Annotated in this window: 26 protein-coding genes; 21 read left to right on the top strand and 5 right to left on the bottom strand. The window is 65.0% G+C overall.

Annotation, left to right across the window (positions count from 1 at the left end; all coding sequences use genetic code 11):
* Positions 1 to 122 precede the first annotated feature (122 nt).
* From ACRC0P_RS10185 to ACRC0P_RS10155, 7 genes are all read left to right on the top strand, one after another.
* Entirely contained in the window at positions 123 to 1,100 is a 978-nt protein-coding gene (locus ACRC0P_RS10185) for a branched-chain amino acid transaminase (protein ID WP_438630497.1), read from the top strand.
* Positions 1,101 to 1,289: 189 nt separating this feature from the next.
* Complete coding sequence (gene waaF, locus ACRC0P_RS10180; RefSeq protein ID WP_438630495.1) at positions 1,290 to 2,333, top strand: lipopolysaccharide heptosyltransferase II; 1,044 nt, start codon at positions 1,290 to 1,292, stop codon at positions 2,331 to 2,333.
* 4 nt (positions 2,334 to 2,337) lie between these two features.
* On the top strand, positions 2,338 to 3,357 hold the full coding sequence (gene waaC / locus ACRC0P_RS10175) for a lipopolysaccharide heptosyltransferase I (RefSeq protein WP_438630493.1): 1,020 nt from the start codon (positions 2,338 to 2,340) through the stop codon (positions 3,355 to 3,357).
* Complete coding sequence (locus ACRC0P_RS10170) at positions 3,357 to 4,484, top strand: glycosyltransferase family 4 protein (RefSeq protein ID WP_438630491.1); 1,128 nt, start codon at positions 3,357 to 3,359, stop codon at positions 4,482 to 4,484. Before waaC ends, ACRC0P_RS10170 begins: the two co-directional genes overlap by 1 nt.
* The gene (gene rfaP, locus ACRC0P_RS10165; RefSeq protein ID WP_438630489.1) at positions 4,477 to 5,301 is read left to right on the top strand and encodes a lipopolysaccharide core heptose(I) kinase RfaP; all 825 of its coding nucleotides are present in this window, start codon (positions 4,477 to 4,479) and stop codon (positions 5,299 to 5,301) included. The genes ACRC0P_RS10170 and rfaP overlap by 8 nt, the downstream gene beginning before the upstream one ends.
* Before the next feature lie 161 nt (positions 5,302 to 5,462).
* Positions 5,463 to 6,278, top strand: a complete 816-nt coding sequence (locus ACRC0P_RS10160) for a lipopolysaccharide kinase InaA family protein (protein ID WP_438630487.1) — start codon at positions 5,463 to 5,465, stop codon at positions 6,276 to 6,278.
* 3 nt (positions 6,279 to 6,281) lie between these two features.
* Entirely contained in the window at positions 6,282 to 7,037 is a 756-nt protein-coding gene (locus ACRC0P_RS10155) for a lipopolysaccharide kinase InaA family protein (protein WP_438630485.1), read from the top strand.
* On the opposite strand, the gene ACRC0P_RS10150 is transcribed toward ACRC0P_RS10155, so the two are convergent.
* Together ACRC0P_RS10150 and ACRC0P_RS10145 are read right to left on the bottom strand one after the other, a co-directional pair.
* Positions 6,991 to 8,196: an O-antigen ligase family protein gene (locus ACRC0P_RS10150; RefSeq protein ID WP_438630483.1), complete on the bottom strand. Its 1,206-nt coding sequence runs from the start codon at positions 8,194 to 8,196 to the stop codon at positions 6,991 to 6,993. The genes ACRC0P_RS10155 and ACRC0P_RS10150 overlap by 47 nt on opposite strands.
* Before the next feature lie 34 nt (positions 8,197 to 8,230).
* Positions 8,231 to 9,382: a glycosyltransferase gene (locus ACRC0P_RS10145; protein ID WP_438630481.1), complete on the bottom strand. Its 1,152-nt coding sequence runs from the start codon at positions 9,380 to 9,382 to the stop codon at positions 8,231 to 8,233.
* Positions 9,383 to 9,592: 210 nt separating this feature from the next.
* Here ACRC0P_RS10145 and hldE point away from each other — a divergent pair, with 210 nt between their 5' ends.
* The 3 genes from hldE to ACRC0P_RS10130 are packed head-to-tail and all read left to right on the top strand — an operon-like array spanning position 9,593 to position 12,643.
* Positions 9,593 to 11,014, top strand: a complete 1,422-nt coding sequence (hldE, locus tag ACRC0P_RS10140; protein ID WP_438630479.1) for a bifunctional D-glycero-beta-D-manno-heptose-7-phosphate kinase/D-glycero-beta-D-manno-heptose 1-phosphate adenylyltransferase HldE — start codon at positions 9,593 to 9,595, stop codon at positions 11,012 to 11,014.
* Positions 11,015 to 11,072: 58 nt separating this feature from the next.
* Entirely contained in the window at positions 11,073 to 11,468 is a 396-nt protein-coding gene (locus ACRC0P_RS10135; RefSeq protein WP_308365467.1) for an adenylyltransferase/cytidyltransferase family protein, read from the top strand.
* Positions 11,469 to 11,476: 8 nt separating this feature from the next.
* Positions 11,477 to 12,643: a CDP-glycerol glycerophosphotransferase family protein gene (locus ACRC0P_RS10130; protein ID WP_438630477.1), complete on the top strand. Its 1,167-nt coding sequence runs from the start codon at positions 11,477 to 11,479 to the stop codon at positions 12,641 to 12,643.
* A 108-nt stretch (positions 12,644 to 12,751) separates the two neighbouring features.
* Here ACRC0P_RS10130 and ACRC0P_RS10125 read toward each other — a convergent pair whose 3' ends face one another.
* Positions 12,752 to 13,561 carry an aldo/keto reductase gene (locus ACRC0P_RS10125; protein WP_438630475.1) on the bottom strand — a complete coding sequence of 270 codons (810 nt, stop codon included), beginning with the start codon at positions 13,559 to 13,561 and terminating at the stop codon, positions 12,752 to 12,754.
* A complete protein-coding gene (locus tag ACRC0P_RS10120) occupies positions 13,554 to 14,774 on the bottom strand; it encodes an NAD(P)/FAD-dependent oxidoreductase (protein ID WP_438630474.1) in 1,221 nt (406 codons plus the stop codon). Before ACRC0P_RS10120 ends, ACRC0P_RS10125 begins: the two co-directional genes overlap by 8 nt.
* An 85-nt stretch (positions 14,775 to 14,859) precedes the next feature.
* Here ACRC0P_RS10120 and waaA point away from each other — a divergent pair, with 85 nt between their 5' ends.
* Positions 14,860 to 16,146: a lipid IV(A) 3-deoxy-D-manno-octulosonic acid transferase gene (gene waaA / locus ACRC0P_RS10115; protein WP_438630472.1), complete on the top strand. Its 1,287-nt coding sequence runs from the start codon at positions 14,860 to 14,862 to the stop codon at positions 16,144 to 16,146.
* Positions 16,147 to 16,184: 38 nt separating this feature from the next.
* Here the strand turns inward: waaA and ACRC0P_RS10110 are convergent, their stop codons facing one another.
* Positions 16,185 to 17,750 carry a TolC family outer membrane protein gene (locus ACRC0P_RS10110; protein ID WP_438630470.1) on the bottom strand — a complete coding sequence of 522 codons (1,566 nt, stop codon included), beginning with the start codon at positions 17,748 to 17,750 and terminating at the stop codon, positions 16,185 to 16,187.
* Positions 17,751 to 18,032: 282 nt separating this feature from the next.
* Here ACRC0P_RS10110 and ACRC0P_RS10105 point away from each other — a divergent pair, with 282 nt between their 5' ends.
* The 10 genes from ACRC0P_RS10105 to ACRC0P_RS10060 all read left to right on the top strand — a co-directional run bounded on the left by ACRC0P_RS10105 (position 18,033) and on the right by ACRC0P_RS10060 (position 26,736).
* Positions 18,033 to 18,701 (top strand): paraquat-inducible protein A, encoded by a 669-nt coding sequence (locus ACRC0P_RS10105; RefSeq protein WP_438630468.1) that lies wholly within the window; start codon positions 18,033 to 18,035, stop codon positions 18,699 to 18,701.
* On the top strand, positions 18,698 to 19,363 hold the full coding sequence (locus tag ACRC0P_RS10100) for a paraquat-inducible protein A (RefSeq protein WP_438630466.1): 666 nt from the start codon (positions 18,698 to 18,700) through the stop codon (positions 19,361 to 19,363). Before ACRC0P_RS10105 ends, ACRC0P_RS10100 begins: the two co-directional genes overlap by 4 nt.
* Complete coding sequence (locus tag ACRC0P_RS10095; protein WP_438630464.1) at positions 19,356 to 21,695, top strand: MlaD family protein; 2,340 nt, start codon at positions 19,356 to 19,358, stop codon at positions 21,693 to 21,695. The genes ACRC0P_RS10100 and ACRC0P_RS10095 overlap by 8 nt, the downstream gene beginning before the upstream one ends.
* A 20-nt stretch (positions 21,696 to 21,715) precedes the next feature.
* Positions 21,716 to 22,267, top strand: a complete 552-nt coding sequence (locus ACRC0P_RS10090; protein WP_438630462.1) for a DUF4136 domain-containing protein — start codon at positions 21,716 to 21,718, stop codon at positions 22,265 to 22,267.
* Between the two features lie 160 nt (positions 22,268 to 22,427).
* The gene (locus ACRC0P_RS10085) at positions 22,428 to 22,964 is read left to right on the top strand and encodes a DUF4136 domain-containing protein (RefSeq protein WP_438630460.1); all 537 of its coding nucleotides are present in this window, start codon (positions 22,428 to 22,430) and stop codon (positions 22,962 to 22,964) included.
* A 95-nt stretch (positions 22,965 to 23,059) separates the two neighbouring features.
* Positions 23,060 to 23,707 (top strand): NUDIX domain-containing protein, encoded by a 648-nt coding sequence (locus ACRC0P_RS10080; RefSeq protein WP_438630458.1) that lies wholly within the window; start codon positions 23,060 to 23,062, stop codon positions 23,705 to 23,707.
* 148 nt (positions 23,708 to 23,855) lie between these two features.
* Positions 23,856 to 24,377 carry a DUF1249 domain-containing protein gene (locus ACRC0P_RS10075; RefSeq protein ID WP_438630456.1) on the top strand — a complete coding sequence of 174 codons (522 nt, stop codon included), beginning with the start codon at positions 23,856 to 23,858 and terminating at the stop codon, positions 24,375 to 24,377.
* Between the two features lie 42 nt (positions 24,378 to 24,419).
* A complete protein-coding gene (locus ACRC0P_RS10070; protein WP_438630454.1) occupies positions 24,420 to 25,223 on the top strand; it encodes a metallophosphoesterase in 804 nt (267 codons plus the stop codon).
* A gap of 75 nt (positions 25,224 to 25,298) precedes the next feature.
* Entirely contained in the window at positions 25,299 to 25,952 is a 654-nt protein-coding gene (locus ACRC0P_RS10065; RefSeq protein WP_438630452.1) for a hypothetical protein, read from the top strand.
* A gap of 169 nt (positions 25,953 to 26,121) precedes the next feature.
* Positions 26,122 to 26,736: a YqiA/YcfP family alpha/beta fold hydrolase gene (locus tag ACRC0P_RS10060; RefSeq protein ID WP_438630450.1), complete on the top strand. Its 615-nt coding sequence runs from the start codon at positions 26,122 to 26,124 to the stop codon at positions 26,734 to 26,736.
* Positions 26,737 to 26,756 lie beyond the last annotated feature (20 nt).

Below are 26,756 nucleotides of genomic sequence, written 5' to 3'. Positions count from 1 at the left end.
GCTGTTGCCGGTGACCACTTCAAAGCGGAAAGAAAGACCGTGCAAACAAGCTGGCGGCAACTGCTCGGTTGAGCCCCGCCGCTCCTACAGGCACGAGATAGCAAGATCTGTAGGAGCTTCCCATGTCTTTTGCCGACCGTGACGGCACCATCTGGTTCGATGGCGAATTGATCCCCTGGCGCGATGCCCGGGTGCATGTGCTCACCCATACACTGCACTATGGCATGGGCGTCTTCGAAGGCGTGCGTGCCTATCAAACTAAAATCGCCGCAGGCGCTCAGACCGGAAGTGCCACCAGTATCTTCCGCCTGCAGGACCACACCCGGCGATTGTTCCGTTCCGCCAAAATCATGAACATCCCCATGCCCTACGACGCGGAACAACTGAACGAGGCCCAGCGCCTGGTGGTGCGCGAGAACAAATTGCACGAGGCCTACCTGCGCCCCATGGTGTTCTACGGCTCCGAGGGCATGGGCCTGCGCGCCGACCAACTGCAGGCCCACGTGATCGTCGCCGCCTGGGAGTGGCCCAGCTATATGAGCCCGGAAGCGCGGGAGCTGGGAATCAAGGTGAACACCTCCTCCTACACCCGCCACCATGTGAATATCAGCATGTGTAAGGCCAAGGCCAACGGCAACTACATCAATTCCATGCTGGCGCTGCAGGAAGCGATTCGCAACGGCTGCGAGGAGGCCCTGCTGCTGGACCCGGAGGGCTATGTGGCCGAGGGCAGCGGCGAGAATATCTTTATCGTCAGCGACGGCGTCCTCTACACCCCGGAACTCACCTCCTGCCTGGACGGCATCACCCGCAACTCGGTGATCCAACTGGCCAGGGAGTGCGGCTATCAGGTGGTGGAAAAGCGCATCACCCGCGACGAAGTCTACATCGCCGACGAGGCCTTCTTCACCGGCACCGCCGCCGAAGTCCTGCCCATCCGCATGCTCGACGGCCGCTCTATCGGTGCGGGCCGCCGCGGTCCGATCACCAAGCGGCTGCAGCAGCTGTATTTCGACGTGGTGCAGGGCAAGAGCCAGGCGCACCTGGGTTGGCTGACCGATGTGGCCGATCCCGATCTGGAGCTGGCGGCGAATTCATAGCCGGGACCGCGGAGCTCCAGCTCCGCTTGCGGGCCGTGAGGCCCGCTGTAGGAGCCTGCTTGCAGGCGAACGGCTACAGCGTTTCATAGCCTTCGCCTGCAAGCAGGCTCCTACAACGAAAGCCGCACAAATTTTGCTCCTCTCCCCCTCTTCTCATAAAATCCCCGGTTTCACCCGCCGGAGCCGCATTTGAACCCCACCCCGGAAACATTCCCCCAGCAGATCCTGATCGTGGGCCCCTCCTGGGTGGGCGATATGGTGATGGCGCAAACCCTGTTCAAGCTGCTCAAGAGCGAGCGTCCGGATTGCGCCATCGACGTGCTGGCGCCGGCCTGGAGCCGCCCGCTGCTGGAGCGGATGCCGGAGGTGCGCGCCGCGGTGGATATGCCCCTGGGCCACGGCAAATTGGGTCTGGGCGAGCGTCGGCGCCTGGGCAGGGCGCTGGGCGGGCGAGGTTATCAACAGGCGATACTGCTGCCCAACTCACTCAAATCCGCACTGGTGCCCTGGTTCGCCGGCATCCCCCGGCGCACCGGCTGGCGCGGCGAGATGCGTTACGGTCTGCTCAACGACCTGCGCGTGCTGGACAAAGACCGCTACCCGCTGATGATCCAGCGCTTCGCCGCCCTGGGGCTGGAAAAGGGCGCCGCACTGCCGCAGCAACTGCCCTACCCGAAACTGGAAGTGGGCACCGATGCCGCCGAACTGCGCGGCCGCCTCTCCCTGGATGCACAGCGCCCGGTGCTGGCCCTCTGCCCCGGCGCCGAATTTGGTCCCTCCAAACGCTGGCCGGAACAGCACTACGCCGCCGTGGCCGAAGAGCGGGTCGGCCGCGGCTGGCAGGTGTGGCTGATGGGCTCCGCCAACGACCGCGCCGTCTGCGAACAGATCGTCGAGCGGCTATCCGATAAGGCTCGGCAATGGGCCTTCAACCTCGCCGGCGAAACCAGCCTGGGCCAGGCAATCGACCTTTTGGCCGAAGCCGGCGGTGTGGTGAGCAACGACTCCGGGCTGATGCACGTGGCTGCGGCCCTCGGCCGGCCGCTGGTGGCGGTATACGGTTCCACCTCACCGGGTTTCACCCCGCCGCTGGGCGAACGGGTCAGGGTAGTCTCCATTGAGGTAGAATGTGGCCCCTGTTTTCAACGCGAATGCCCCCTGGGACATCACAAATGCATGGCCCAGCTGATGCCGGATCGCGTTGTCTCCGCCCTCGATCAATTGACTACCTGATTCCGTGCGCGTACTTATTGTAAAAACCTCCTCCCTCGGCGACATAGTGCACACCCTGCCGGCGGTGACCGAGGCGGCGCGCGTCCTGCCGCAACTGCGCTTCGACTGGGTGGCGGAGGAGGCTTTCACCGAGATCCCCGCCTGGCATCCCGCGGTGCAGCGGGTGATCCCCGTGGCCCTGCGCCGCTGGCGCAAACAGCCACTGGCCGCGCGCCGCTCCGGTGAGTGGCGGCACTTCCGCGAACAACTGGCCGCGCAACGGTACGACCTGGTGATCGACGGCCAGGGTCTGCTGAAGAGCGCCCTGATAACAAGGATGGCAAGAGTCGCCCGCAAGGTGGCCGCGCCCGTGGCCGGTTACGACTGGGCCAGCGCCCGCGAGCCCCTTGCCAGCCTCTTTTATCAACGCAAATACACCGTGGCCAGAGACCAGCACGCGGTGCTGCGCCTGCGCCGGCTGTTCGCCGGGGCTCTCGACTATCGGCTCTCCGAAGAGGCCGTGGACTGCGGCCTGACGCGCAGCGCTTTTGCGCGGCCGGCCCCGGTGGGCGACTCGCCCTATGTGGTGTTCCTGCACGGCACTACCCGGGAAGACAAGCACTACCCGGAAGCCTACTGGCGCGAGTTGGTCGAACAGGCCGCGGAGCGCTACCGGGTGCTGCTGCCCTGGGGAAATGAGATCGAGCGCGAACGCGCTCTCCGCCTGGCTCGGGGCGTGGAAAATGCCGCGGTGCTGCCGAAAATGAACCTGGCGGAAATCGCCGGCACCATCGCTGGCGCCGAGGGTGCGGTGGCCGTGGACACCGGCCTCGGCCATTTGAGCGCGGCACTGGGCACCCCGGCGGTCTCCCTCTACGGCCCCACCTCCCCGAAACTGGTGGGTGCCTACGGCGCCAACCAGCGCTACCTCTGCGCGGAGGACTTTCCTCCCAATGATGCGGATGTGAGGCCGGCCATCTTTTCCGGGCTGACCCCGGCCAGGGTCTGGGACGAACTCCAGGCCGCAATACAGGAGGCCCGCTGATGCACCTGGGAATGGCGCTATTCAAATACTTTCCCTTCGGCGGACTGCAAAAGGACTTTCTGCGTATCGCCGAGGAGGCGCTTGCGCAAGGGCACAGAGTCACCGCCTTTACCCGCCAGTGGCGAGGCGACAAGCCGGAGGGGCTGGAGCTGGTGTTGGCACCCTCTGGTTGGAAAAAAGGCGGCTGGCAGAATCACGTGAAAGACCGCAATTTTGCCCGCTGGCTGGCGTCGGTGCGGGGCGACTACACCCTGGACGCGCTGCTGGGTTTCAACCGCATGCCGGGGCTGGATTTCTATTTCGCTGCCGACCCCTGTTACCGGGCCAATCGCGCGCAGGGCTGGCGCAGCCGTTTCAGCCCGCGCGCGCGGCATTTCCTCGATTTCGAGCGGGGGGTATTCGCCCCCGGGCACGGCACGCAGATTTTCACTCTCACGGAAAAACAGAAGCGCGAGTACCGCGACTGCTACGGCACCGAGGAAGAGCGCTTTACCCCGGTGCCGCCGGGAATCGGCCGGGACTTTGCCTATGACCCCCAAGCCGCAGAGGCTGCGCGGCAGTTCGTGCGCGAGCGGGTCAACGCGGTCGAGGGCGATGTGGTCTTTCTGCATGTGGGCAGCGACTTCCGGCGCAAGGGCGTGGACCGCTGCATCGAGGCCCTGGCCGGACGCCCCCGCGCGCGCCTGGCGGTGGTCGGCCAGGGCGGGGCAGACAAGTACCTGCGCCAGGCTCAGGCACTGGGCGTGGCCGACCGGGTGCACTTTGCCGGCCCCTCCGAAGAGGTGCGCCAGTGGATGATGGGCGCGGACGTGCTGCTGCACCCGGCGCGGGAGGAGGCCGCCGGCATGGTGCTGGTGGAAGCGCTGATCGCCGGACTGCCGGCAATCGTCTCCGGCTGCGCCGGCTACGCCACCCATATCGAGCGCTCCGGCGCGGGCCGGGTGCTGGCCGAGCCCTTCTCGCAGGAGCAGTTCGGTGAAGTACTGATGGAAGCGCTGGACGATGACGTGCGCAACAGCTGGCATAAGTTTGCGCTCACATACAGCGGGGAGGCCGATCTATATAATCTCGGCCCGGTGGTGCTGGAGAAGATCCGCTCCGAACTGGAGGCGCGCAGGGGTGATTGAACTGACCGGGCCCTTCGCGGACCTGTGGCGCGACCGGGACCCCTTTGAGGAACTCTGGGCCACGCCGGGGCGGGATTTCCGCACCATGCCCGGGCGGCGCACCTTTCGTTTCGAGCTCAATGGAAAGGCCTATTTCGCCAAGCTGCACAGCGGCGTGGGCTGGCGGCATATCCTCGGCCAGTGGCTGCGCCTGCGCCGCCCGGTGGTGGGGGCGGCCACCGAGCTGCGCGCCATCCGCCGGCTGGAACAGCTGGATCTGGCCACCATGAAAGTGGCCGCCTTCGGCGAGCGGGGGCGGAGCCCCGCGCAAAAGCGCTCGTTTATCGTCACCGAGGCGATAGAGCCCTCCATCAGCCTGGAAGACTTCTGCGGCGACTGGCCCCGGCGCCCGCCGCTGCGGGCGCAGAAATGGCACTTGATCGCGGAGGTGGCGCGCATCGCGCGGCGCATGCACGGCAGCGGGGTCAACCACCGGGATTTCTACCTTTGCCACTTTCTGCTCGACAGCGAGCGGCTGGAGCGCGGCGGCGATATCCGACTGTCGCTGATCGACCTGCACCGGGCGCAGGTGCGCGCGCGCACGCCACAGCGCTGGCGGATCAAGGACATCGCCGGGCTTTGGTTCTCCGCGGTGGATATCGGCCTCAGCCGCACCGATCTGCTGCGTTTTGTGCGCGGCTATGAAGGTTTGGGCGAGGGCGAAAGCCCGGCGGACACGCTGCGCCGACGGCGGCGCTTCTGGAGCAGCGTCGCACAGAAGATGGCCCGGGTGCGCGAGCGCGAGGCGCGCAAGCGCGCGGCCGGTATCAAGAGATAGATTTGGGAAGCTGGCACTGGGGAAAACTCCCTTGTAGGAGCCTGCTTGCAGGCGAATGGCCGGTGCAGAGAGCTGCAGGTGTTCGCCTGCAAGCAGGCTCCTACAACGATAGCGATTCCTGCGGAATCCTTATTCAATGCCATTAGGTTTGAGAGAGATTTATGGCGGATTCCATCGCACAACAGCTGCAGCAGATGGCCGCGCAAGTGGTGGCGCGGGACTGGCAACTGCCCAATGACGGCAGCTGGCACTGGGTGCAGAGTTCGCCCTACGCCCGGGTGGCGCGCATCCGCCTGGACGGGCGGGAGTTTTATTTCAAGGCTTTTCTGTCACGCACGGGGCTGGAGCCGCTAAAGACCGCCCTGCGCGGCAGCCGCGCGGCGCGCTGCTGCAAAAACACCCGCAAATTGCTCGAGGCGGGCTTCTCCGCGCCGCGGATCGTCGTCGCACAAACCGCTGGGGCCGTGCCCTGGATCGTGATGGAGAGCATGCGCGGCGTGGCCTGGGCGGATTATCTGGCCAGCTACCTGACCCGGCCCGAGAGCAGGGAGCGACTGCATTGGAAACGCCAGTTGATCACCGCCCTGGGGTCGCAAGTGGGGCGGCTGCACAGACTGGGTTTTGCCCACGGCGACCTGCGCCCGTTCAATGTGCTGGTGGACAGTGTCGCGCGGCAGCCGCATTTTCACTTTATCGACAACGAGCGCAGCCGCCGCATGCCCTATCTGCGCGAGCGCGAGCGGGTGCGCAATCTGGTGCAGATCAATATGCTGCAGGCGCCGCAGATACAGCGTACCGACCGCCTGCGTTTCTGGCGCGCCTACTGCGCCGCCGCCGGTCTATCCCCGCGTGCCGAGCGGCGCCTGCGCGCGCTGGTTGGCAGGCGCCTGGCGGTCCGCATGGCCGGGCGCCCCTCCGACAAGGTCATCGGCAACAGCGCCCTGTCCACTGAGATATTGGAATATCTCCCGGGATGATATGTGACCACTGAACTTTCCCAATACAGATATTGGCGCCGCGCGGGTTGTCGCGGTGTGCTGCGCGCCGGGCGCCTGGATGAAAGTCTGCTGGTGGACTGGCTGAATGATCGCTGGCCGGCGGCCTGCGAGCTGCTGAAGTCGGAAGCGCGGCGGGCTACCCGCCGTGTGGAAATCGACGGCCAACTGCTGCTGGTCAAGCAATACCGGGACCGTCCGCTGCTGCCCGCACGGGCCGCCGCGGTGCACCGCACCACTTTGCGTTTGCAACAGCTGGGCGTATCCGTACCGCCGTCCCTGGGTTATGCCCGGGGCGTCGGACATTCAATACAGGTGGCACAGTGGCTGGAAGGCGCAACGCCGCTGCTATCCTTCGCCGGCAAGCCGGGTGCCGGGGAAAAGCTGGCGCCGGCGATTGAAGGACTGCTGGCGCAGGTGGCGGCGATGCACGCGGCGGGCCTGGTCCACGGGGATCTCAAGTGGGGCAATATACTCCGGCGCGGAAATGAAACCTGGCTGGTGGATCTGGATTCGGTATCCCGCGCGCGCCCGGGGCGCAGCGGCGCGCGGGACCTGGCGCGTTTCCTGGTGGATTGCGAGGAGGCCGGCTGCAGCGCGGACTTCGTCCATCGGGTACAGGCGGTTTACGGTGAGCAACGCGGCTGGGACCCGGCGCGGGTGCGGCGCTGGATCGCCGCGGACTACCGCAAGATTACCGAGCGGCACCGGCGTCGCTACGGAGCGGGTCACCGGCTGTAATCGCATCTTTGCGCCGAGCCCGGGCGTGTTCCGCCAACAGCACCGCTACCGGCAGGTGCAGCAGCAGCCACAGTGCCTTGGGGGATTCCAGCAGCTTGTCGCCGTCCACCACAGTGGCTCCCAGTCCCACCAGTAGCAACGCCACCCAGGGCAGCAGCCGCTCCACTTTCAGCGAGGCGCGCAGAATCAATCCCAGTACCGAGAGATAGGCCGCCAGGCCCAGCAGGCCGCCGTATACCACCCAGGCCATGTAGATGGAGTGGGGATGGTGGAGATTGTGCGTCGGTTCGAGTGCTATTTGCGGGTTAACCCCCAGGCCGCAGCCAAACAGTGCGCTGCAGCTCTCCACCACCCTCTGCCACTGGGCCAGCCAGATGTCCGGGCGGTAGGACATGCCCCTGGCCAGCAGCGGCTGCCAGTCCACCACCAGTGCCAGCAGACCCAGCGCCGCGACGCAGGCCAGCGCCAGCCAGCGCAGGCGCGGCAATATCAGCAGCAGGCTGCCGATACAGACACCCATCCCGAGCAGCGCAGTGCGCGACTGGCTGAGGTAGATAGTGCCCAGGTTGACCGCCACAGCCAGCAGCAACAGCAACCGGTAGCGGCGACTCCAGCCGTGCCATTGCACCAGTGCGGCGGCGGAGAAGGCCGCGGCAATCGAGCCGAAGAATATCGGGTTGGAGATACGGCTGGCGCCTACCAGGCGCGCTTGGGGAAAGTCATGTGTGCTGTAGAACCAGAGCATATTGCCGATCGCCGACAAGGCAATCAGCAGTGGCGCCGCGGGAATCACCCAGCGGGACAGCGGCTTGCCGCTGCGGACCAGTACGAAGATCACCAGCCCCAGACCGTAGAGATAGAACAGGCGCTTCAGATTGGGGACGAATTCTTCGCTGTACTCGATGCTCCAGGTGTAGCTGAGCAGTTGGTAGCCGAGTAGGAGGTACCAGAGATTGACCAGCGGGTTGCGATGGAAGTCCCGCAATGTCTCCCGGTCCAGTGTAAACAGCAGGGGCAGCAGCACCAGAGTGTAATAAATATTGTTGACCGCCTTGGTGCTCATGGGCAGCAGGAAGGCGGCGAGAAAAATCATAAAGCCACAGAAGAGAAAATGTGTGGCGCGCTCGGGGTTGCGCTTCAAAGGGATGGAGAACTGCATAAACCGGTTTCTGTCTCGAGCTTCTGCGGAGCTCTTATTGGGATTGTGAATCTGCGAGCTGGGGGGCTTCCCGTAGCCACTGGTGCAGTTCCAGTTGGCTAAGCTGCTGCTCGATGGCGTCGAGGCTGAAGTGGCTGCTGGCAAAGGCCAGTTGCCCGGCCGCCAGCGCTGCGCGCGCGTCGTCGGACAGCTCTGCCAGTGCCAGCATGCGTTCGGCAAAACTCCCGGCATCACCGGGCTGTGGGCGCCAAACACGGGAGTGCACAACTTCCCGGGCGCCGCCGGCGTCGCTGGCGATCACCGGTACGTCCGCCGCCATCGCCTCCAGCAGCACTATACCGAAGGACTCGCGCCTGGAGCTGAGCACGAAACAATCGAAGGCGCGGAAGTAGCGCGCGGCATTGTGTACCACACCGAGAAAGTCGACCCGGGTGGCCACGCCGAGTTCCGCGGTGAGTTGTCTCAGCTGTGTTTCCAGTTCGCCCTGGCCGAGGATGCACAGCCGCGCAGACGGCAGCTCCCCGGCGATCCGTGCGAAAGCGCGCAGCAGGGTGGCCTGGTCCTTGTGGGGGTGCAGGCGGCCCACATTGCCGAATACCCAGGCGTCGTCGGGCAGGCCCAGGGCCTTGCGCGCGGCGACCCTGTCCAACTGCCGGTCGCGCAGGGTATCGAAATCGACGTAGTTGTACAGCGTCTGCACGCGGGAGTGCGCCGCCGCCGGCAGGCAGCGGCGCAGGTCGTCGCGGGTGGCGTCGGAGACTCCCAGCAGATGCACCCGGCGCCCGAACAGCTGAAATAGCAGGCGGCGGCCGCGGCGCTGCAGTTGTCCCAGGGCGTGGGCCACCCCGCTCACCTTGAGCGACGGCATGGTCAGTTGCAGCAGGGTGGCCAGATAAATGGGCTTCCAGCGGTGTGCTACCACCAGGCTGACACCTTCCTCGCGGCACAGGCGGCGCAGGCGCAGCAGCAGGCCCAGTTTGAGGCCGCGCACATCCCGCGAACGCAGTTCCAGGAAAACGGTCTTGTCGGAATTGTGCGACTGTGCCAGCGCCTCGTCCCGGGGCCGGGTGAGGAATACGGTGATTACTCGCGCGCCCTGCCGCTGCAGCAATTCGGCATACTGCTGGCTGATGTCCACGAAGGGCATGGTGTAGCAGTGGCAGAGTTGCAGGACGGTTACAGACATCGGGTTTCTCGATAATCGGGAGCCGCGGGGGCTGGGATAGCCCGGCATTCTAACCGCACAGGACAGCGCTATCTAGGAGCCCGTCGGTCCCCGTATTTCCAAGCGTGTCACTTCTGGCGCATTTTGCCTGTGTTAAACTCCCCGGCTTTGCTATTCGGGATGGATTTCCGGTTCCCCCGATCACTTATTTTTGTTTGCCCGGTGGTATCTATGACCGCACCCCTGCCCGTTTTCAACCGCGCCCAGGTTCTGGTGATCGGCGACCTGATGCTGGACCGCTACTGGACCGGCGATACAGGCCGTATTTCCCCGGAGGCTCCGGTGCCGGTGGTGCTGGTGGGGGACACCGAGGACAGGCCCGGCGGTGCCGGCAACGTGGCCCTCAACCTGGCTTCCCTCGGCGCGGGGGCCTGCGTGATCAGCCTGGTGGGGCGGGACGATGCCGCGTCGGCGCTGGAGCGGACACTGAGCGCCGCCGGTGTGCATTGCGATTTCATTGCCTCTGAAATCTCTCCTACCATTACCAAGTTGCGGGTGATGAGCCGGCACCAGCAACTGCTGCGCCTGGACTTCGAACAGCCCTTTGCCGAGTCCGACTGCGCCGGGCTGCCCACACTGCTCGCGCGCCGTGCAGAGGGCGTGGGTGCACTGGTGCTGTCTGACTACGCCAAGGGCACCCTGGCCCGGTGCCAGGAACTGATCCGCCTGGCGCGGGAACGGCAGCTGCCGGTGCTGGTGGACCCCAAGGGCGCGGACTTTTCCCGCTACCGCGGCGCCACCCTGCTCACACCCAATCTACACGAATTTGAGCTGGTGGTGGGTTCCTGCGCCAGCGAAAAAGAACTGGTGGAAAAGGGCGGAAAACTGATGGAGGAGCTGGACCTGCAGGCGCTGTTGATCACCCGCGGCGAGCACGGCATGACCCTGCTGCAGCGCGGTCTGCAGGAGCTGCACCTGCCGGCCCGGGCGCGCGAGGTCTACGACGTAACCGGTGCCGGCGACACGGTGATCGCCACCCTGGCCGCGGGCATTGCCGCCGGCGAGAGCCTGCCGCGCAGCGTGGAGATGGCCAATATCGCCGCCGGTATCGCCGTGGGCAAACTGGGCACGGCGACGGTTTCCGGGCCGGAGCTGCGCGGCGCCCTGGCGACGGAGGGCCACAGCGGGCGCGGTGTAATGACCGGGGAGCAGTTGGTCTACGCCCTGGCCGACGCCCGCGCCCGCGGTGAAAAAATCGTGTTTACAAACGGTTGTTTCGATATATTGCACGCGGGTCATGTGGGCTACCTGGAACAGGCGCGCCGCTTGGGGGATCGCCTGATCGTGGCGATCAACAGCGACGCCTCGGTGACACGGCTCAAGGGCGAAGGCCGGCCGATCAATCCGGTGGAGCGCCGCATGGCGGTGCTCGCGGGGCTGGAAGCGGTGGACTGGGTGACCAGTTTCGACGAGGATACGCCGGAGCGCCTGCTGGAACTGTTTAAACCGGACGTATTGGTGAAAGGCGGTGACTACAGCAGGGAACAGGTGGTGGGTTGGCAGATTGTGGAAAGTTACGGCGGTGAAGTGCGTTCGCTGGATTTTCTCGACAACTGCTCTACCACCGCGATAGTGGAAAAAATTAAAAAATAGAAAGTTCCACTGATAGCGCATTAGCGAACACTTTTAAAGAGCGAGAACCGGCCTGCCTATGCGGGTAATAACTTTTGGCACCTACGACGTGTTTCACCTGGGACACCTGCGCCTGCTCGAGCGGGCCGCAGCGCTGGGCGATTCCCTTGTGGTGGGTGTCTCCTCCGACCAGTTGAACTACACCAAGAAGCAGCGCTACCCGGTGTACGACCAGGCATCGCGCATGGCCATCGTCGCTGCGCTGCGCTGTGTGGACGATGTGTTCCTGGAGGAATCCCTGGAAAGAAAGCGCGAATATATCCTCGCCTATGAGGCCGACATCCTGGTGATGGGTGACGACTGGGCGGGGCGTTTCGACTTCTGCAGCGACATCTGCCGCGTAGTCTACCTGCCGCGCACGCCCTCCATCTCCACCACCCAGTTGATCGAAGTCATCAGGGGGGTGGAGGAGTGAAGGCGGTCATGCAACGCTTGCTGGCGGTGAAGTATTATTTCCGCTCCCTGGTGGTGCGCTCGCGCCCGGATATCTGGCTCTTCTATATCAATCGCCACCAGACTTTCGAGGGCAATATCCGCGCGCTGTGGAATTACTGCAATGCCCGCGGCGAGGTGCAGACCTACCTGATCGACTACCGCGGCGAGGGGCGCCCGGCGGATGTCAGCGAGGCCCAGTATGTGCCCGGCGGCTCCCACCGCGAAATCTACCTGCGCCTGCGCTGTCGTTACTGCTTTATCAGCCACAGCCAGCGACTGGCACTGGGCAAATTTTCCCTGGTGCGATCCAGCCGGCTGGTGAACCTGTGGCATGGTATTCCCATCAAGGCGATCGGCAATCTGGACGAGCGCTTCACCAATCACCAGTTCCACCGCGAGTTCCGCAAGAGCCAGCGTATCAACTTGTTTTCGGTAGCCTCGGTATTGGAGCGCTCGATTATCGCCGGGGCTTTTGTCAGTGAAGCAAAAAAAATCAAGGTGTTCGGACTGCCGCGCAACGATTTTCTAGGCATGCCCTACACCGAATTGCCCGGTGCCAGCCAGCAGCTGGTAATGCGCGCGCGCAGCGCCAAGGCCGGGCGCCGCTTCCTGCTCTACGCGCCGACTTTCCGCGACTACGATCGCGGCAGCGTGGGGCTGGGCAAGGACGATCTGCACTGGCTGGAACCACTGCTGCAACGCCACAACGCGTTGCTGGGTATCCGCCCGCACCCGCGGGACCTGGACCTCTACCGGGAGCTGATCGACAGCTCGGAGCATATCGTCGACTGTTCCCAGGCGGTGTACGACGACGTGTCCTGCCTGATGCGCGAAGTGAACCTGCTGATTTCCGACTTCTCGTCGATCTGGGTGGATTACCTGTTGCTGGATAGGCCCATAGTCTTCTACGCCTGGGACCTGCAGCGCTATATGGAAAGCCGCGGTTTTGCCGTGCCCTTCGACCGGGTACTGCCGTCGGACTTCTCCGAGACCGCGGAACAGCTGCAGGGGGCGCTGGAAGAGGCGCTGGGGAAGGATGCGCCGGTGCCGGCGCGGCAGCAGTGGGTCAAGGGGCTGTTTCACCAGTATCCGGACTTCGGCAGCTGCGCGCGCCTGTACCGCTATCTGCAGGACTGGACCGCGGCGGAAACCTGAGCATGAAACGTAACTACTCACCCCTGTAGGAGCGGGCCATGCCCGCGAACAGGGCCCGATCGCGGGCATGTCGGATGGCCGCCCCGCCGCTCCTACAAGTCGGTTCCCTTACGAGAGTGCGCGCAGCACACAGCTGCAGTTGTGGTCCAGGTGCGCCGGGTTGATGGTGCCCACAATGGCGCTGGTCACGGCGGGGTGGGCGAAGACAAAGTCCATACCCGCCTGTACCGGATCGCCACCTTCCTCTCCGGCGATATGGCCGCTGGCCAGGGCTTTCTTGACCAGCACGCCCTTGTTGTTTTTATGGCAGTAGTCCAGCACCGCCTCCTCCCCCCGCTCGCGCAGGTTGTAGGTCACCATCATCACATCGCTGTACTGCGCCGCCAGCAGGCCGCCGGCGACGGTTTTGCCGGACATGCCGATGGCGCGGACCAGTCCCTCGCGCTTGAGTTGTTGCAGGGTGTCCAGCACTTCTTCCTCGCGCACTATGCGCTCGTCGTCGCCGCTGGAGTGCACCAGCACCATGTCCAACACCTCGGTGTGCAGCCGGCGCAGGCTGCGCTCCACGCTCATGCGGGTGTGTCGCGCGGAAAAATCGAAACTCGACTGCCCGCCGGCAAATTCCTCGCCCACCTTGGAGCAGATCAGCCACTGGTCGCGCTGGCCGCGCAGCAGCTTGCCCAGCCGATCCTCACTGTTGCCATAGGCGGGCGCCGTGTCTATCAGGTTGATGCCCCAGGCCCGCGCGCGCGAGATCAGGTCGGCCGCCTGCCGGTCGTCGGGAATGGTAAAGCTGCCGGGGTACTTCACGCCTTGGTCGCGGCCGAGCTTGACGGTGCCCAGCCCCAGGGCGCTCACCTGCATGCCGGTGTCGCCCAGGGGGTTCAGGGGTAGCGGGGATGGAGTGATTTCAGGCAAAGGCTTTCTCCCAGGGCGTCGCTGCCACCCGCGGGGCGGGCAGCGCTTGCAGCGAGCCGGTGTCGCCGCCCGCGGGCTGGATATCGTCCTCGCGCAGCAGCGTCAGCACCTCGTCCGCCAGGTTGGGGGCCAGGGTCAGTTTGGTGGGCCAGGCGGCGATCACATTGGCGCAGTTGTCGGTGCGCAGCGCAGCGGCCTTGTCCGGGCGGGCGAAATTGCGCTGGCGGGGTTCGGCGCGGTCCACCGGCAGGGTGGCCCACTGGCAGTCGCCCAGGTCGACCCAGGGCATCAGTTCGCGCAATTCCCGCTGGGCTTCGGCGATCAGTTTTTCCGGCGAAAGGGTTGCGCCCCGCTCGGCCAATGAGCCGCCCAGATACCAGACCCAGCTGCCGTCGCCCAGCGGGTGGCTGGAGATGGTGAGCCGCGGGGTTTTTTCCGCACCCAGGCAGTGGCCGTAAAAGCGGTGGGGCAGGTGGTGACGGACCATCACCTGCTGCAGCGGGCGGCGCTGGGTCTGCGGTGCATGGCAGCCGAGCTGTTCGAGGATCTTTTCGTTGCCGAGGCCCGCGGTGAGAATAAATCTCTGCGCGTGCACTTCCAGGGTTTCTCCGCCGGCGTCGGCGAACAGAACGGCGTTGCCCCCGGCATCGCGCTGCCAGCGGGCGGTGGGCCGGATCTTTTTCAGCTGGCCGCGCAGCGGTGCGCTCAGTGCCTCGAGCGCGCTGGGTACATCCAGCACCAGGTCCACCAGCTGGTAGACGCTGCCGCGAAAATCCGCGTGGCGGAAAATTTCCGGGCGCTCATCCCCGGACACCGGGCGCACGCGGCCGCGGGTCAGTTTGCTGGCGAAAAAAGTGCCGACTTTTGACGCGCTGCCGCCGCTGGAGAACAGGTAGAAGTGATCGGAGAGAATTTTTGCCGCGGACAGGTCCACCTGCCCTTCGCCCTCGAGGCAGTCGCGCCACACCTGCGGCATCTCCTTGATCGCCTCCGAAGCTCCGGTGAGAGTGCCGCCGAGGGTGTATTTGACCCCGCCGTGAATCATGCCCTGGGAGGCCACCGTCTGCCCGCTGCCCAGCGCCTCCTGCTCGAACAGGGCGCAGGATAGGCCGGAGGAGCGCAGCCGCTGCATCAGCCACAGTCCCGCGATACCGCCGCCGATCACCGCGATATCGAGAAAAACCGTTTTTGTGGAAGGAGTAGCGGAAGACATAGAACCTCGGGATTATTCTGCGGCGCCATTATACGCACTTGGTAGAATAGCGCCGGTCGAGTTTCTGTTTTTGGCGAAGGATTTGATGCGCACACTCTATACTTGGTTATTTCGAGCCGCAGTTCCCCTTATTCTCCTGCGTCTCTGGTGGCGCGGCCGCGCACAGCCGGAGTATCGGAGCCGCTGGCGCGAGCGCTTCGGCCGGGTGCCGGAGCGCGCGAGCCGCGCGCCCCTGGTGTGGGTGCACGCGGTCTCCGTGGGCGAGACGCTGGCCGCGGTGCCGATGATCGAAAGATTGGCGGCGCGCCACCCGCACTGGCAGTGGCTGGTTACCACCAGCACTCCCACCGGCTCCGAGCGCGCGCGCGCGGTGTTAAAGCCGTTGATCGGCGGTCGCCTGCTGCATTACTACGCCCCCTACGACCTGCCGGAGTGTATAGCGCCGTTTGTCGATGCCCTGCGCCCGGACATGCTGGTGATCATTGAGACCGAACTCTGGCCCAACCTGCTCGCCCACTGCGCGCAGTGCGGTATTCCCACGCTGCTGGCCAACGCCCGCCTGAGCGAGAAATCCGCTGCCGGCTACGCCCGCTTCGGCCGCCTGGCGCGGCCCATGCTGCGAAAACTGGACCGCGTGGTGGCCCAGTACCCCGCCGATGCGCAGCGCTTCGTCGAACTGGGTCTGCCGGAGGAGCGGGTGGTGGCCAGCGGCAATATCAAGTTCGACCTGGAGATAAGCCTGGGGCTGGAGAGCGAGTCCCAGGTGCTGGCACACCAGTGGCGCGGCCGCAGAGGCCGGCCGGTATGGCTGGCGGCCAGCACCCACGCCGGCGAGGAGGAGATAGTGCTCGACGCCTTCGAGCGGCTGCTGGAGGAGTTCCCGGATTTGCTGTTGGTACTGGTGCCGCGGCACCCCCAGCGCTTCAACAGCGTGGCGCGCCTGTGCCGGAGCCGCAACCTGGCCCTGTTGCGGCGCAGCGACGGCGGGCTGCCCGGCCCGGCCCACCGGGTGCTGTTGGGGGATACCATGGGCGAGTTGCTGCGCTTTTACGGCGCCTGTGATCTTGCGTTTGTGGGCGGCAGCCTGGTGCCGGTGGGCGGGCACAATATGATCGAGCCCGCGGCCTGGGGCGTGCCGGTAGTATGCGGCCCGCACCTGCACAACTTCTCCACAGTCGCCCAGCTGTTGATCGACGCCGGCGGCATGCGCGTGGTGGAGGATGCGGAGCAACTCGCCGGCCAGTTGATGGACTGGCTGCGGGATGACAGCGGGCGCCGCAACGCCGGTGAGCGCGGGCGGGAAGTGGCGGCGGAGAACAGTGGTGCGCTGGAGCGCCTGGTGGGGGAAATGGAAAATTTAATGAAGCGATAGGGCGAACGCAGAGTTCGCCCGATGGTACCCGGAGCCGCTTATTTGGTCGGCGGCGCCACCGTCCCCGTCCCGGCTTCCGCCACGCGATAAACCGGGGTGGCGGGGTTCAGCTCCCTCTCCAGGCTTTGCAGGTCGTCCGGCGCCAGCAGTCCCGCCGCCCGCTTCAGGTCCAGGGTGTTCTGGATATAGTCGTAGAGGGCGTTGGCGTAGTCGGTGCGCGACTGGGCGAGGGTGCGCTGGGCCAGCAGCACGTCCACAATATTGCGGGTACCCACCTCGTAGCCCGCCTGGGTGGCGTCCAGTGCGCTCTTGGCGGAGATCACCGCCTGCTGGCGCGCCTCCACCCGGGATACGTCGGTAACCACGGCGCGGTGCAGGGTGCGGGTGTTTTGCACGGTGTTGCGCTCAGTCAGGTGGCTGAGGTCCTCCGCCTGGAAGGCCTGGTTGCGCGCCTCGCGGCGGCTGGCGCTGAGGCGGCCGCCGGTGTAGATGGGCACTTCCAGAGTGATGGCGGCGACTTTCGTTTCTATGTCATCGTTGACCGGAAAAGAATTTTCAATGTCCCCGGCGCCGGGAAAACTGGAAACCCCGGAGGTGTCGCCGTCGTTTATCGACCTGTCGTAGGAGAGAGAGCCGGTCAATGTGGGCAGGTGTGCGCCGGCGGCGGCGCGGGCGCCGTAGCGGGCGGCGCCCGCGGCCAGGCGCGCAGCCTTGAGGTCGAAATTGTTGGCCAGGGCGAAGTCCACCCAGGCGCTGCGCTCTATCGGTTCCGGCGCGACCACCGCGAAATCCCCGCCCAGGGGGGCCACCGAATCGTGATGGCGGCCGGTGAGCACCGACAGGGCGTCGAAATTGCTGAGCAGATTATCCTGGGCGGTGAGGCGCCGGGCCACCGCGTTCTCGTAGGCGGCTCGGGAATCGTAGACGTCGGTGATGGCGGTGAGGCCCACCTCGAAGCGCTGCTGGGTCTGCTCCAACTGCTTGGCGAGGGCCTCCTCCTCGGCGATCGCCGCTTCCAGCACATCGTAGGCGCGCAGTACGTCAAAGTAGGCAACGGAGACCCGCAGCATCATCTCCTGCTGGTTGGCGCTGAACTCGGCGGCGGCCTGTTCGCTGGCCACTTTGCCCTGCTTGTAGCCGAACCAGGCTTCGGCGTCGAACAGCGCCTGGGTCAGGGCGACGCGATAGTTGCGGGTATCGAAATCTCTTTCACCAGTCGAATCGCCGACCACCAGTTGGTCCCCCGCGATATCCGTGGCGATCGAATCGGAATTTGTGCGAGTTCTGCGCACTTCGGCGCTACCGCGTATCTGCGGCAACAGCGCCGAGCGGCCAAGGTTTTTTGCCTCCAGCCCGGCGTGATAAGCGGCGCGGTCGGCGGCCAGTTGCGGATCGTTGTCCAGGGCCTGCAGGTAGACCTCCCACAGGGTATCGGCTTGAGCCTGCATTGCACCGAAGCCCAGCAGGGCGGCGGCGAGTGGAGCCTTCAGCGCGGTGGTGATATGAGCCTTCAGCGCGGCCGCGAAATGCGTTTTCAGCGCGGCGGCGATATGAGTTTTCAGCGGGCGCGGGGAACGGCCCGGAGTGACATCACTTCTTTTCATCTGTTTAAACTTCCTGTGGTGGGTGCGGTCTCAAAGCGCTGCCAGTCTCCCCCCTGGCGAAAGCAGTCGCGAAAGTGTACCCGCGGCCCGGGGGGGCGTCGAGGCGACGATGGTGGCATTTTGGTATATCTTCGTTAAACCGACGCGAATGTGCGGCTACCGGTGATTAAGCGGTAAAAGCCGGTGTTACCCGATATCCGGGCGAAACTCATCGATGCAATAGACGCAGCCGGATTTGTTTTGGATGCGGCAAACATCTTGCAGAAAAGGGCAAGAATTGCGATGGAGCAGGCAGTGCAGAAAAAGCCCGGGCCCTGGCGGCGCGCCTGCCACCAGTGCGATCTGTTGCTGGAGCGCGCGGCGGCGCCCCTGGGGCAGAAACTGGTGTGCCCGCGTTGCAATGCCACTCTGCATCGCAACGGCGCGCACAGCATTCGCTATACCGCGGCACTGAGCCTTACTGGCCTGCTGTTGTTCATCCCCTCGGCCACCCTGCCGCTGCTGCACTTTTCCATTTTTACCTTCGGCGCTGAAAACACGCTGTTCAACGGTGTGCAGGCGCTGTTTGGCGCCGGCTATATCTGGCTTTCCTCCCTGGTACTCTTCTGCAGTGTGCTGGCGCCGCTGGGCAAATTCACCCTGCTGGCCTTTATCAGCTGGGGCTGCGGCTGGGAGGCCCTGGATCGCCCGGTGGCCAACGCGGTTCGCTGGTATCACCACCTGCGGGACTGGGCCATGCTGGATGTGTATATGCTGGGCATCCTGGTGGCGCTGGTCAAAATGAGCGACCTCGGGAAGATGGTGGTGGAGCCGGGACTCTACAGCTTTGCCGCCATGATGCTGGTTTCCAACCTGACCACCCTGAGTTTCGACCCTCACGCGGTCTGGGCGCGCCTGGCCCGGCGCCGGGAGCGGCCGCCGGCCGGGGAAGCCGCGGGAGGCGGGCCGTGACCGGGCCGCCAAAAGCACGGGAATTCGGGCTCACCAGTTGCCTATGCTGCCACCAACTGGTGCGTATGCCCGAGGGTGAGGAGTCCTGCCGCTGTCCCCGTTGCGGCGCGCGGGTGCACACGCGAATGGTGGGCAGCCTGACTCTCACCTGGGCCTTTGTGATCACCGGCGCCTTCTTGCTGGTGCCGGCCAATATCCTGCCGGTGATGACCGTCATCTACCTGGGGGCCGGCGAGCCCAGCACCATTATCAGCGGAGTGATGCAGTTGTATGACTCCGGCCTCTGGGGGATCGCTTTGATCGTGTTCGTGGCCAGTATCGCGGTGCCGGCGATGAAACTGGTGGGGTTGGCGCTGCTGTTGGTGCAGATACAGTTCCGCCTGTCGCTGATCCCTCTGCAGGCGATGCAGCTGTACCGGGTGGTGTCGGCGATTGGCCGCTGGTCACTGCTGGACCTGTTCATGATCTCCATCCTGGTGGCGCTGGTGGACATGGGGGCCATCGCCGAAGTGGCCGCCGGCCCCGGCAGTACCGCCTTTGCCACCGTGGTGGTGGTGACCATGCTGGCGGCCCGCTTCTTCGATCCGCGCCTGATCTGGGACGCCTGCGACGCGCGCCGGGAGCGGAAGGGCGCAGAGGAGGGAGCGGTGCGGAATGGCTGACGAGTTTGCCCGCGAGGGAGTGCTCCGGCGCAGCCGCGGCCTGCCCCTGGTGTGGCTGCTGCCGCTGACCGCGGCGCTGATCGCGGTGTGGCTGGTATACCGGGATTTCACCCAAGGCGACATTCGCGTCACCATCCTCTTTCCCTCCGGCGAGGGCCTGGTAAAGGGTAAGACCCCGGTGAAGTACTCGGGGGTGGATATCGGCGTGGTGCGGGATTTCCGTCTGGTGCCCAATGCCAGGGAACTGGAGGGCGCCGACGGGGTGCTCGCCGAGGTGGATTTCAATCGCAGTGCCGAGTACCTGTTGGTAGACGGCAGCAGATTCTGGCTGGTCAAGCCGGAATTCTCGATTACCGGGGTGAGCGGCCTGGAAGCACTGGTGTCCGGCAACTACATCGCCGTGGAGCCGGGCAGCGGCGCGCGCCAACGGGAATTCGTGGCCCTGGCGGAGCCCCCCGCCCACGTGCGCGGCGAGGGCCTGCGCGTGGTGGTCAAGGCGCCGCGACTGGGATCCCTGAATCGGGGGTCGCCGGTCTATTACCGGCAGTTGCAGGTGGGTCAGGTGGAAAATTACCGTCTGAGCGAGGATGACGCCCGGGTGGAGATCGACCTCTTTATCCGCCGCCAATATGCTCACCTGGTACACCGCGGCAGCCGCTTCTGGAACAGTTCCGGGCTGTCCATCGAGGGTGATATCAGCGGGGTGACGGTGAACATGGAGTCCCTGGCCGCGCTGGTGGCCGGCGGTGTGAGCTTCTTCACGCCGGAAAACCAGCGCCAGTCGCCGCTGGCGGTGGACGGCAGCGAGTTCGAACTCTACAAAAGCTTCGCCGACGCCGACGCCGGCATCCCGGTGACGCTCAATTTCGACCGCGGGGTAAATGTCACCGCCGGCAGCACCCAGGTGTTCTACCAGGGCATCCAGGTGGGCCAGGTCAGCGATGCCAAGGCCAGCCGCAATATGGATGGCATGGAGGTGACGGTGCTGATGGACCCGATCACCGACGAACTGCTGAGCGAAAACACCCGCTTCTGGATTGCCCCTCCCACCCTGGATATCACCAGCGGCCTCGGCGATCTGCTCAAGGGCAACCGCATCGAGGTGGATCTGCGCCGCGGCCAGCGCTCCCGGCGCACCTTCGACGCCCTCGCCTCGGCGCCGCCGCGGGACCCGAGAGCCCCCGGCCTGCACCTGCGCCTGACCGCGCGCACCACCGGTTCCCTGCAGCGCGGCGCCTCCGTCTACTACCGGCGCATCCCAGTGGGCACGGTTCAGGGTATGAAGCTGAGCGGAGACGGCGAGCGCGTGGAGGTGTTCGTGGTAATCGAGCCGCGCTATGCCTATCTGGTGAACAAGCGCACCCGCTTCTGGAATATCAGCGGCCTGCGCGCCAGCGCCAGCTTCGGCGGCGTCGAGGTGGAGGCCGACTCTCTGATGTCTCTGGTGCGCGGCGGCGTCGCCTTCGGGAGCCCCCCGGGGGCGCGGGAGAGCGCCGGCCCGGCTCACAGCGGCGACACCTTCCATCTCTACAGCAGCCGCGAGGCTGCGCTGGAGGAGGGCGTGACCATTCAGATCGCCCTGTCCGACGCCTCCGGCCTGAAAGAGGGCTCGCCGATTCGCTACAAGGGCGTCCAGGTTGGGGAAATCACCCGCCTGCGCCTGGGCCGCGAGCTGGAATCGGTGCGCGCCACCGCCAAACTCTATCACCGCGCCGAGCACTTCGCCCGGACCGGCACCTGCTTCTGGGTGGTGTCGCCGCAGATAGATATCGACAAAGTGGAGAACCTGGATACCCTGATCAGCGGCCGTTACTTGGCACTGGAACCCGGCGGCGGTGAAGTGCAGGTGGAGTTCACCGCCCTCGCCGAGCCGCCTACCCCCGGCCTGGCGGACACCATGATGCGCCCCGGGCTCACGGTAATCCTGAACGCGCCGCGGCGCGGTTCGCTGGCCCCCGGCAGCCCGGTCTACTACCGTCAGGTGCAAGTGGGGGAAGTGACCGGTTTCGCCCTGGGGGAACTGGCGGACCGGGTTTATATCTATGTCTATATCGAGCCGCGTTATCGCACCCTGGTGCGCGAACACACGGTGTTCTGGAACGCCAGCGGCGTGGATGTCAATTTCGGCCTGACGAGCGGCCTCAACGTCCACACCGAGTCGGCCCGGGCACTCCTCGCCGGCGGCGTCGCCTTCGCCACCCCGGAGGGGGCAAAGATGGGGCGGGAGGTGGAATCCGGCAGCCACTACCCCCTCTATCCGGAGGCGAAACCGGAGTGGCTGCGCTGGAGTCCTAAAATAGAATTGTACGGTTCGACCGAGCCGGCCAAGTGAACAGGGAACAGGGATTTGCTATGCGTATAAAATTAATTGGCCTGCTTGCCGTATTGCTATTGGCCGGCTGTGAAACCATGGAGGTGCAACGGGTGGAGCCGCGGGTGGCACCGGTGGCCTTCTCCACCTATACCTGGGGCCCGTCGGCACTCGGTGATGTGCCCGATGTCTCGGCACAACTGGTGGAACTGGACCAGGAAATGCGAGACGTAGTGGCCGCGGAGATGGGCGCCCGGGGTTACCGCCTGGTGGAAAACGGCGCTGGCGCGGATATGGTGGTCGACTACCAGGTGGCGGTGATCGAGGAGCAGTTTGCCGGCGACCCCACCGATCCCAGTTGGGATGCGCAGTTCGACAGCAATGCGACCCCGGGGGTGGTGGAACTGCCCACGCGTACCGGTGCGCCGCGGGTCACCCTGACCCTGGGCATCGGCCGCCCCGGGGAGCCGTCCATCTGGGGCGGCAGTGCCTCCAAGCTGATGACGCGCTCGGAGGACCCCGCCGAACGCCGGCGTATACTCAGTGCTGCGGTGCGCGATCTTCTGAAGGATCTCCCCCCGGCGGCGCCGTAGGGTGCGCCGTGCGCACCAAAAAGTCTGCGCGAGCCCTGGGGCGGTGCGCATGGCGCACCCTACGAATACAAAAGTGGCCTAACTCAACCGTATTGGGCCTGGCACCCAATACACCGGGCAGGGAAGCCAGATCTTCTGAAAACAGCAGTAGGAGATTGGCATGACTGTCATTTTGCGCACCCTCTTCCCCCTGTTGGCGCTCGCGCTGGCCGGCTGCGCCGCCACCAGCCCGGTGGCGGTGGACTACGACCCCCAGGCCGACTTCTCCCGGCTCGACAGCTACTACCTGCTGGACCCGCTGGCCAGCGGCCCGGTATCGCCACTGGAATTGAAGCGCGTCCGGCAGGCGGCGGACGGCCTGTTGCGCATGCGCTACCAGCCGGCGGAAAGTGCCGAAAGCGCCGATTTCGTGGTCAGGGTTCAGCTCTACTCGGTGGACAAGGTCGCCGTCTATGAAGACAGCCTCGCCCTCTACGGCGGCTACCGCTACTGGGGCTGGGGCTGGCGCGCGCCGCTGGACGTGCGCCACTACCGCGAAAACACCCTGGTGGTGGATATACTCTCCCCCGAGCGCTCACCTCTCTGGCGCGGCAGTACGGTATCTTCTGCCGGCCGCTACCGGGATCCGGCGCAGAACCAGCAGCGGTTGCGCGAGGAACTGGCGCTGATCCTCAACCGATTCCCGCCTTATCCTTAATCTCCCCTCTCCCGCTTGCGGGAGAGGGGCCGGGGGAGAGGGTATAGAAAGGGCTCCGCCATTGATGGATAACAAATAAGGCGAAAAACCAAACAATGACCGATAACGATAAAACCCCCGAAACCGACCTCTCCCCGCAATTCACCCGCGACGCGGTGGAAATCGTCTCCCGGGAGGCGGTGTTCGAAGGGTTCTTCACCATGCAGAAACTGCGCTTGCGCCACCGGCTGTTCCGCGGCGGCTGGAGCGGAGAGATAGAGCGCGAACTGTTTGTACGCGGCGCTGCCGTGGGGGTGCTGCTCTACGACCCGGTCCACGAATTGGTTGCGCTCACCGAGCAGTTCCGCATCGGCGCCCTGGATCGTCCCGAAGGACCCTGGTGTCTGGAAGTGGTGGCGGGTATGGTGGAGGAGAACGAATCCCTGGAAGCAGTGGCGCGGCGTGAACTGCAGGAGGAGGCCGGGCTGGAAGTGGAGCAGTTGCACTACATTCGCAGCTATATGCCCAGCCCCGGCGGCAGCTCCGAGCGCCTGCACCTCTTCTGCGCCCTGGCGGACCTCCGCGGCGCCGAGGGGCATTTCGGCCTGGACAACGAACACGAGGACATCCGCCTGCGGGTGTTGCCGGTGCAGGCGGTGTTCGATGTGCTGGAGTCCCACACCGAGGCGGGTGGCCCGATCGACAATGCGGCCACGGTGATCAGCCTGCAGTGGTTGCAGTTGAACCGGGCTCGCCTGGGTTAGTGGATGAAATATTTTTTCAATAGGCCGATATGAATCGGAATAAAAAACTCATTATGAATCACGGTTCATCAAAGAATCCGTTCAATTGCCCGGCAAGGGCGCAAACTGAGAGCTGAATCACGGCGACAATAGAATTGGAGTGTCGATAATGGCCCTATCGGTGAAAACGGGAGCGGTGGCGAACAAGCGCGCGCGTCGCTTCCGGGAGGCGGGCGGCAAGACAGAATATCGGGTGGATTTACCCGCCTATCATGCCGATTGTGACGCCAATTATCTGCGCCTGCGCAAACTGTTGCCCGAATTGGCGAACAGGGAGCTCTGGCGCTACCAGATGCCCCACGGGGCTCTGGAACTGTCGGTCCAGTCCCGCTCCCGTTACACCACCGAGGTGTGCCTGAACGCGAGCGCTGAGACCGGCGAGCGGAACTGGCTGGCACCGCCGCAGATCACCGTGCGCCTCTACCACGACGCGCGCATGGCGGAAGTGGTGGCGGTGGACGGGCGCGGGCCGGTGGGTGACAACGGAGTCGGCTTCACCTACCCCAATCCGCGGATGCACTGTGCGGACGAACGGCAGCAGGCCAACCGCTTCCTCGGCGAATGGCTGGCCCACTGCCTGGCGAACGGCCGCGCGGAAATTGAATTGATACTGGATGGCCGGCGGCTCTGACCCGCTGACCCCTCCACAGGGACGTGTGGACAAGGTGAGCGTGTGATAAAAGAGTCAGTCGGGCCCGTACATCGTCTGGTGCAGTTTACTGACCCCCATATCGGCGGTCGGCCGGATTACCAGTTGCTTGGCCTGGACACCGGGCACACTTTCGACGAAGTTCTGCGCGCGATCGAGTGGGAGCAGTCCGATGCCGACATGCTGCTCGCCACCGGAGATATCAGTGCCAATGGTTCCGAAGGCTCCTATCGCCGTTTCCTGCAAAAAATGCAGCGGGTGGAAATTCCCTGGTACTGGTTGCCCGGCAATCACGACAACCCCGCGCGTATGAACCGGGTGGCACCGGGGCGACACCCGGAAGTGGTGCCACTGGGAAACTGGCGCCTGTTGCTGTTGGACAGCAGTCTGGAAGGGCAGATCTGCGGCGGCCTCGACGATTCCCAACTGGAGCGCCTGGAAGAGTTGCTGGCCCTGCACACCGCGCACCCGCTGATGATCCTGATGCACCACCAGCCGGTACAGGTGGGCAGCGCCTGGATCGACGGCCATATGCTGCGCAGCGGGCGCGACCGTTTCCTGCAACTGATCGGCGATAGCCCCAGTATCAAAGCGGTGGTGTGGGGGCATGTGCACCAGCAGTTCGACAGCCGCCTGGGGCATATCGGCCTGCATGCCACTCCCTCCACCTCCGTTCAGTTCACCCCCGGCAGTGGTCCCTTTTCCGTGGACGAGAAGATGCCCGGCTACCGCTGGTTTGAACTGCGCGATGACGGCAGCTACTGCACCGGAGTGGAGCGGGTCACCGTCTCTGAATACAGTGTCGATCTCGCCTCTGCTGGTTATTAACTTTATTAACCTGCCCTTCCCGCCGCTCCGCCCGTACAATGAAATTTTTGTCCCCCGGAAGTTGTGAGGTTGAAGATGCGCGTGGTTTTTCTGCTGTTGTTCCTGTTTTCCGTATCATTGTTTTCCGCCTGCACGCAGCAGGCCGCCGCTCCCACGGAAGCGGAGACCGCGGACGGCCTGCAGCCCCGCGCCAGCGGCCTCGACAGCGTGGCCGCCGCCTTCGCCTTCGACCTCAGCGGCTCCGGTGTCTACGTGGCGCCGGTGGAAATCGACTACATCAAGCGCTTCCCCGGCCCCGGCCAACCCCTGCGCGCTCGGGACTATGAACTGGACGCAAAAGACCGGGCCAGGCTGCAGGAGCTGATGGGGGAAACCTTCAGCGAAAAGTTCCTCGCCCCGCGCAACAGCCAACTGGTGGCCGACCCGCAAGGGGCGGATTACACGCTTCGGCTGCGCCTGGAGCACTTCTCCCTGGCCGCACCGCTGGAGCCCTCCGCCTGGCTGTGGCGGGTGTACAGCGAGCAGAGCGCCTACGGTATCCTGGTGGGCGAACTCTACAACGACGAGGGCAAGCTGGTGATGCGTTTCCGCGACCGCCGGGATATCGGTGAGAAATTCGGTGGCCCGGGCCCGGGCCGCCTGGGGCGCTTTACCAGTGTCACCTTCTGGAACGACATGAAAGTGGACATGCGCCGCGCCTTCAGCAGCCTGGACAAAACCTTGGGCTAAACCCCGGGACCGCGGAGCTCCAGCTCCGCCCTGGGAACGCCGAGCTCCAGCTCGGCTCGCGGGCCGCAGGTCCGCCAATAACGAGTTTGCTTCCCGCGAAGGGCGCGCCGTGCACCATCACCTTGAGCGGTGCGTACTCACCACCACACCCGCGCTATAATCCCCGCCCATGCCAAACCCCAAAAACCGCCCCCTGCTCATCTACCTGCACGGCTTCCTCTCCTCGCCGCAGTCGTTCAAATGCCAGCTGCTGCGCAAATGGCTGGCGCAGGAGCATCCGCGCATCGTCTTCTGCGCGCCGCAGATCTCCCCCTACCCGGCGGTCGCCGCCCACTCCCTGAGCGCCCTGGTGGAAAATTTCGTCAACAGCGCGGAGTGCGGCCCCGTCGGCCTGGCCGGGAGCTCCATGGGCGGCTTCTGGGCCAGCTACATGGCAGAGCACTACCGGCTGCCGGCGGTAGTGATCAACCCGGCGGTGCACCCCTCGCACTTTATGCCCAACTACCTGGGGCAGACGCTGACGCCCTACAGCGGCGAGGCACAGGAGTATCGCCTTACCCCGGCCGACGTTGATACCATGCGCCAACTGGAAGCATCGCTGCCGCATCCCCTCGCCGCTCGCTACTGGCTGCTGGCCCAGCGCGGCGACGAAACCCTCGACTGCCGCGAGGCGGAAGACTTCTACCGCGGCCAGCGCCAGACCATCGAGGACGGCGGCGACCACAGCTTTCAGGGCTTCGCGCGTTACTGCGCGCCGATAATCGAGTTTTTATTTAACCCGTAGGAGCGCTCCCCCTGGGAACG

This window comes from Microbulbifer sp. (assembly GCF_051659245.1).
In the GTDB taxonomy this organism is placed as follows: Bacteria; Pseudomonadota; Gammaproteobacteria; order Pseudomonadales; family Cellvibrionaceae; genus Microbulbifer.
The sequence above is the reverse complement of the archived record's forward strand: the minus strand, read 5'-3'. Positions and strand labels throughout refer to the sequence as shown.

Coding starts and splice junctions, on each gene's coding strand:
- ACRC0P_RS10185 (WP_438630497.1), top strand. CDS start 123: ATGTCTTTTGCCGACCGTGACGGCACCATCTGGTTCGATGGCGAATTG.
- ACRC0P_RS10170 (WP_438630491.1), top strand. CDS start 3,357: ATGCACCTGGGAATGGCGCTATTCAAATACTTTCCCTTCGGCGGACTG.
- ACRC0P_RS10160 (WP_438630487.1), top strand. CDS start 5,463: ATGGCGGATTCCATCGCACAACAGCTGCAGCAGATGGCCGCGCAAGTG.
- ACRC0P_RS10150 (WP_438630483.1), bottom strand. CDS start 8,196: ATGCAGTTCTCCATCCCTTTGAAGCGCAACCCCGAGCGCGCCACACAT.
- ACRC0P_RS10145 (WP_438630481.1), bottom strand. CDS start 9,382: ATGTCTGTAACCGTCCTGCAACTCTGCCACTGCTACACCATGCCCTTC.
- hldE (WP_438630479.1), top strand. CDS start 9,593: ATGACCGCACCCCTGCCCGTTTTCAACCGCGCCCAGGTTCTGGTGATC.
- ACRC0P_RS10135 (WP_308365467.1), top strand. CDS start 11,073: ATGCGGGTAATAACTTTTGGCACCTACGACGTGTTTCACCTGGGACAC.
- ACRC0P_RS10130 (WP_438630477.1), top strand. CDS start 11,477: ATGCAACGCTTGCTGGCGGTGAAGTATTATTTCCGCTCCCTGGTGGTG.
- ACRC0P_RS10120 (WP_438630474.1), bottom strand. CDS start 14,774: ATGTCTTCCGCTACTCCTTCCACAAAAACGGTTTTTCTCGATATCGCG.
- waaA (WP_438630472.1), top strand. CDS start 14,860: ATGCGCACACTCTATACTTGGTTATTTCGAGCCGCAGTTCCCCTTATT.
- ACRC0P_RS10110 (WP_438630470.1), bottom strand. CDS start 17,750: ATGAAAAGAAGTGATGTCACTCCGGGCCGTTCCCCGCGCCCGCTGAAA.
- ACRC0P_RS10105 (WP_438630468.1), top strand. CDS start 18,033: ATGGAGCAGGCAGTGCAGAAAAAGCCCGGGCCCTGGCGGCGCGCCTGC.
- ACRC0P_RS10095 (WP_438630464.1), top strand. CDS start 19,356: ATGGCTGACGAGTTTGCCCGCGAGGGAGTGCTCCGGCGCAGCCGCGGC.
- ACRC0P_RS10090 (WP_438630462.1), top strand. CDS start 21,716: ATGCGTATAAAATTAATTGGCCTGCTTGCCGTATTGCTATTGGCCGGC.
- ACRC0P_RS10085 (WP_438630460.1), top strand. CDS start 22,428: ATGACTGTCATTTTGCGCACCCTCTTCCCCCTGTTGGCGCTCGCGCTG.
- ACRC0P_RS10080 (WP_438630458.1), top strand. CDS start 23,060: ATGACCGATAACGATAAAACCCCCGAAACCGACCTCTCCCCGCAATTC.
- ACRC0P_RS10075 (WP_438630456.1), top strand. CDS start 23,856: ATGGCCCTATCGGTGAAAACGGGAGCGGTGGCGAACAAGCGCGCGCGT.
- ACRC0P_RS10065 (WP_438630452.1), top strand. CDS start 25,299: ATGCGCGTGGTTTTTCTGCTGTTGTTCCTGTTTTCCGTATCATTGTTT.
- ACRC0P_RS10060 (WP_438630450.1), top strand. CDS start 26,122: ATGCCAAACCCCAAAAACCGCCCCCTGCTCATCTACCTGCACGGCTTC.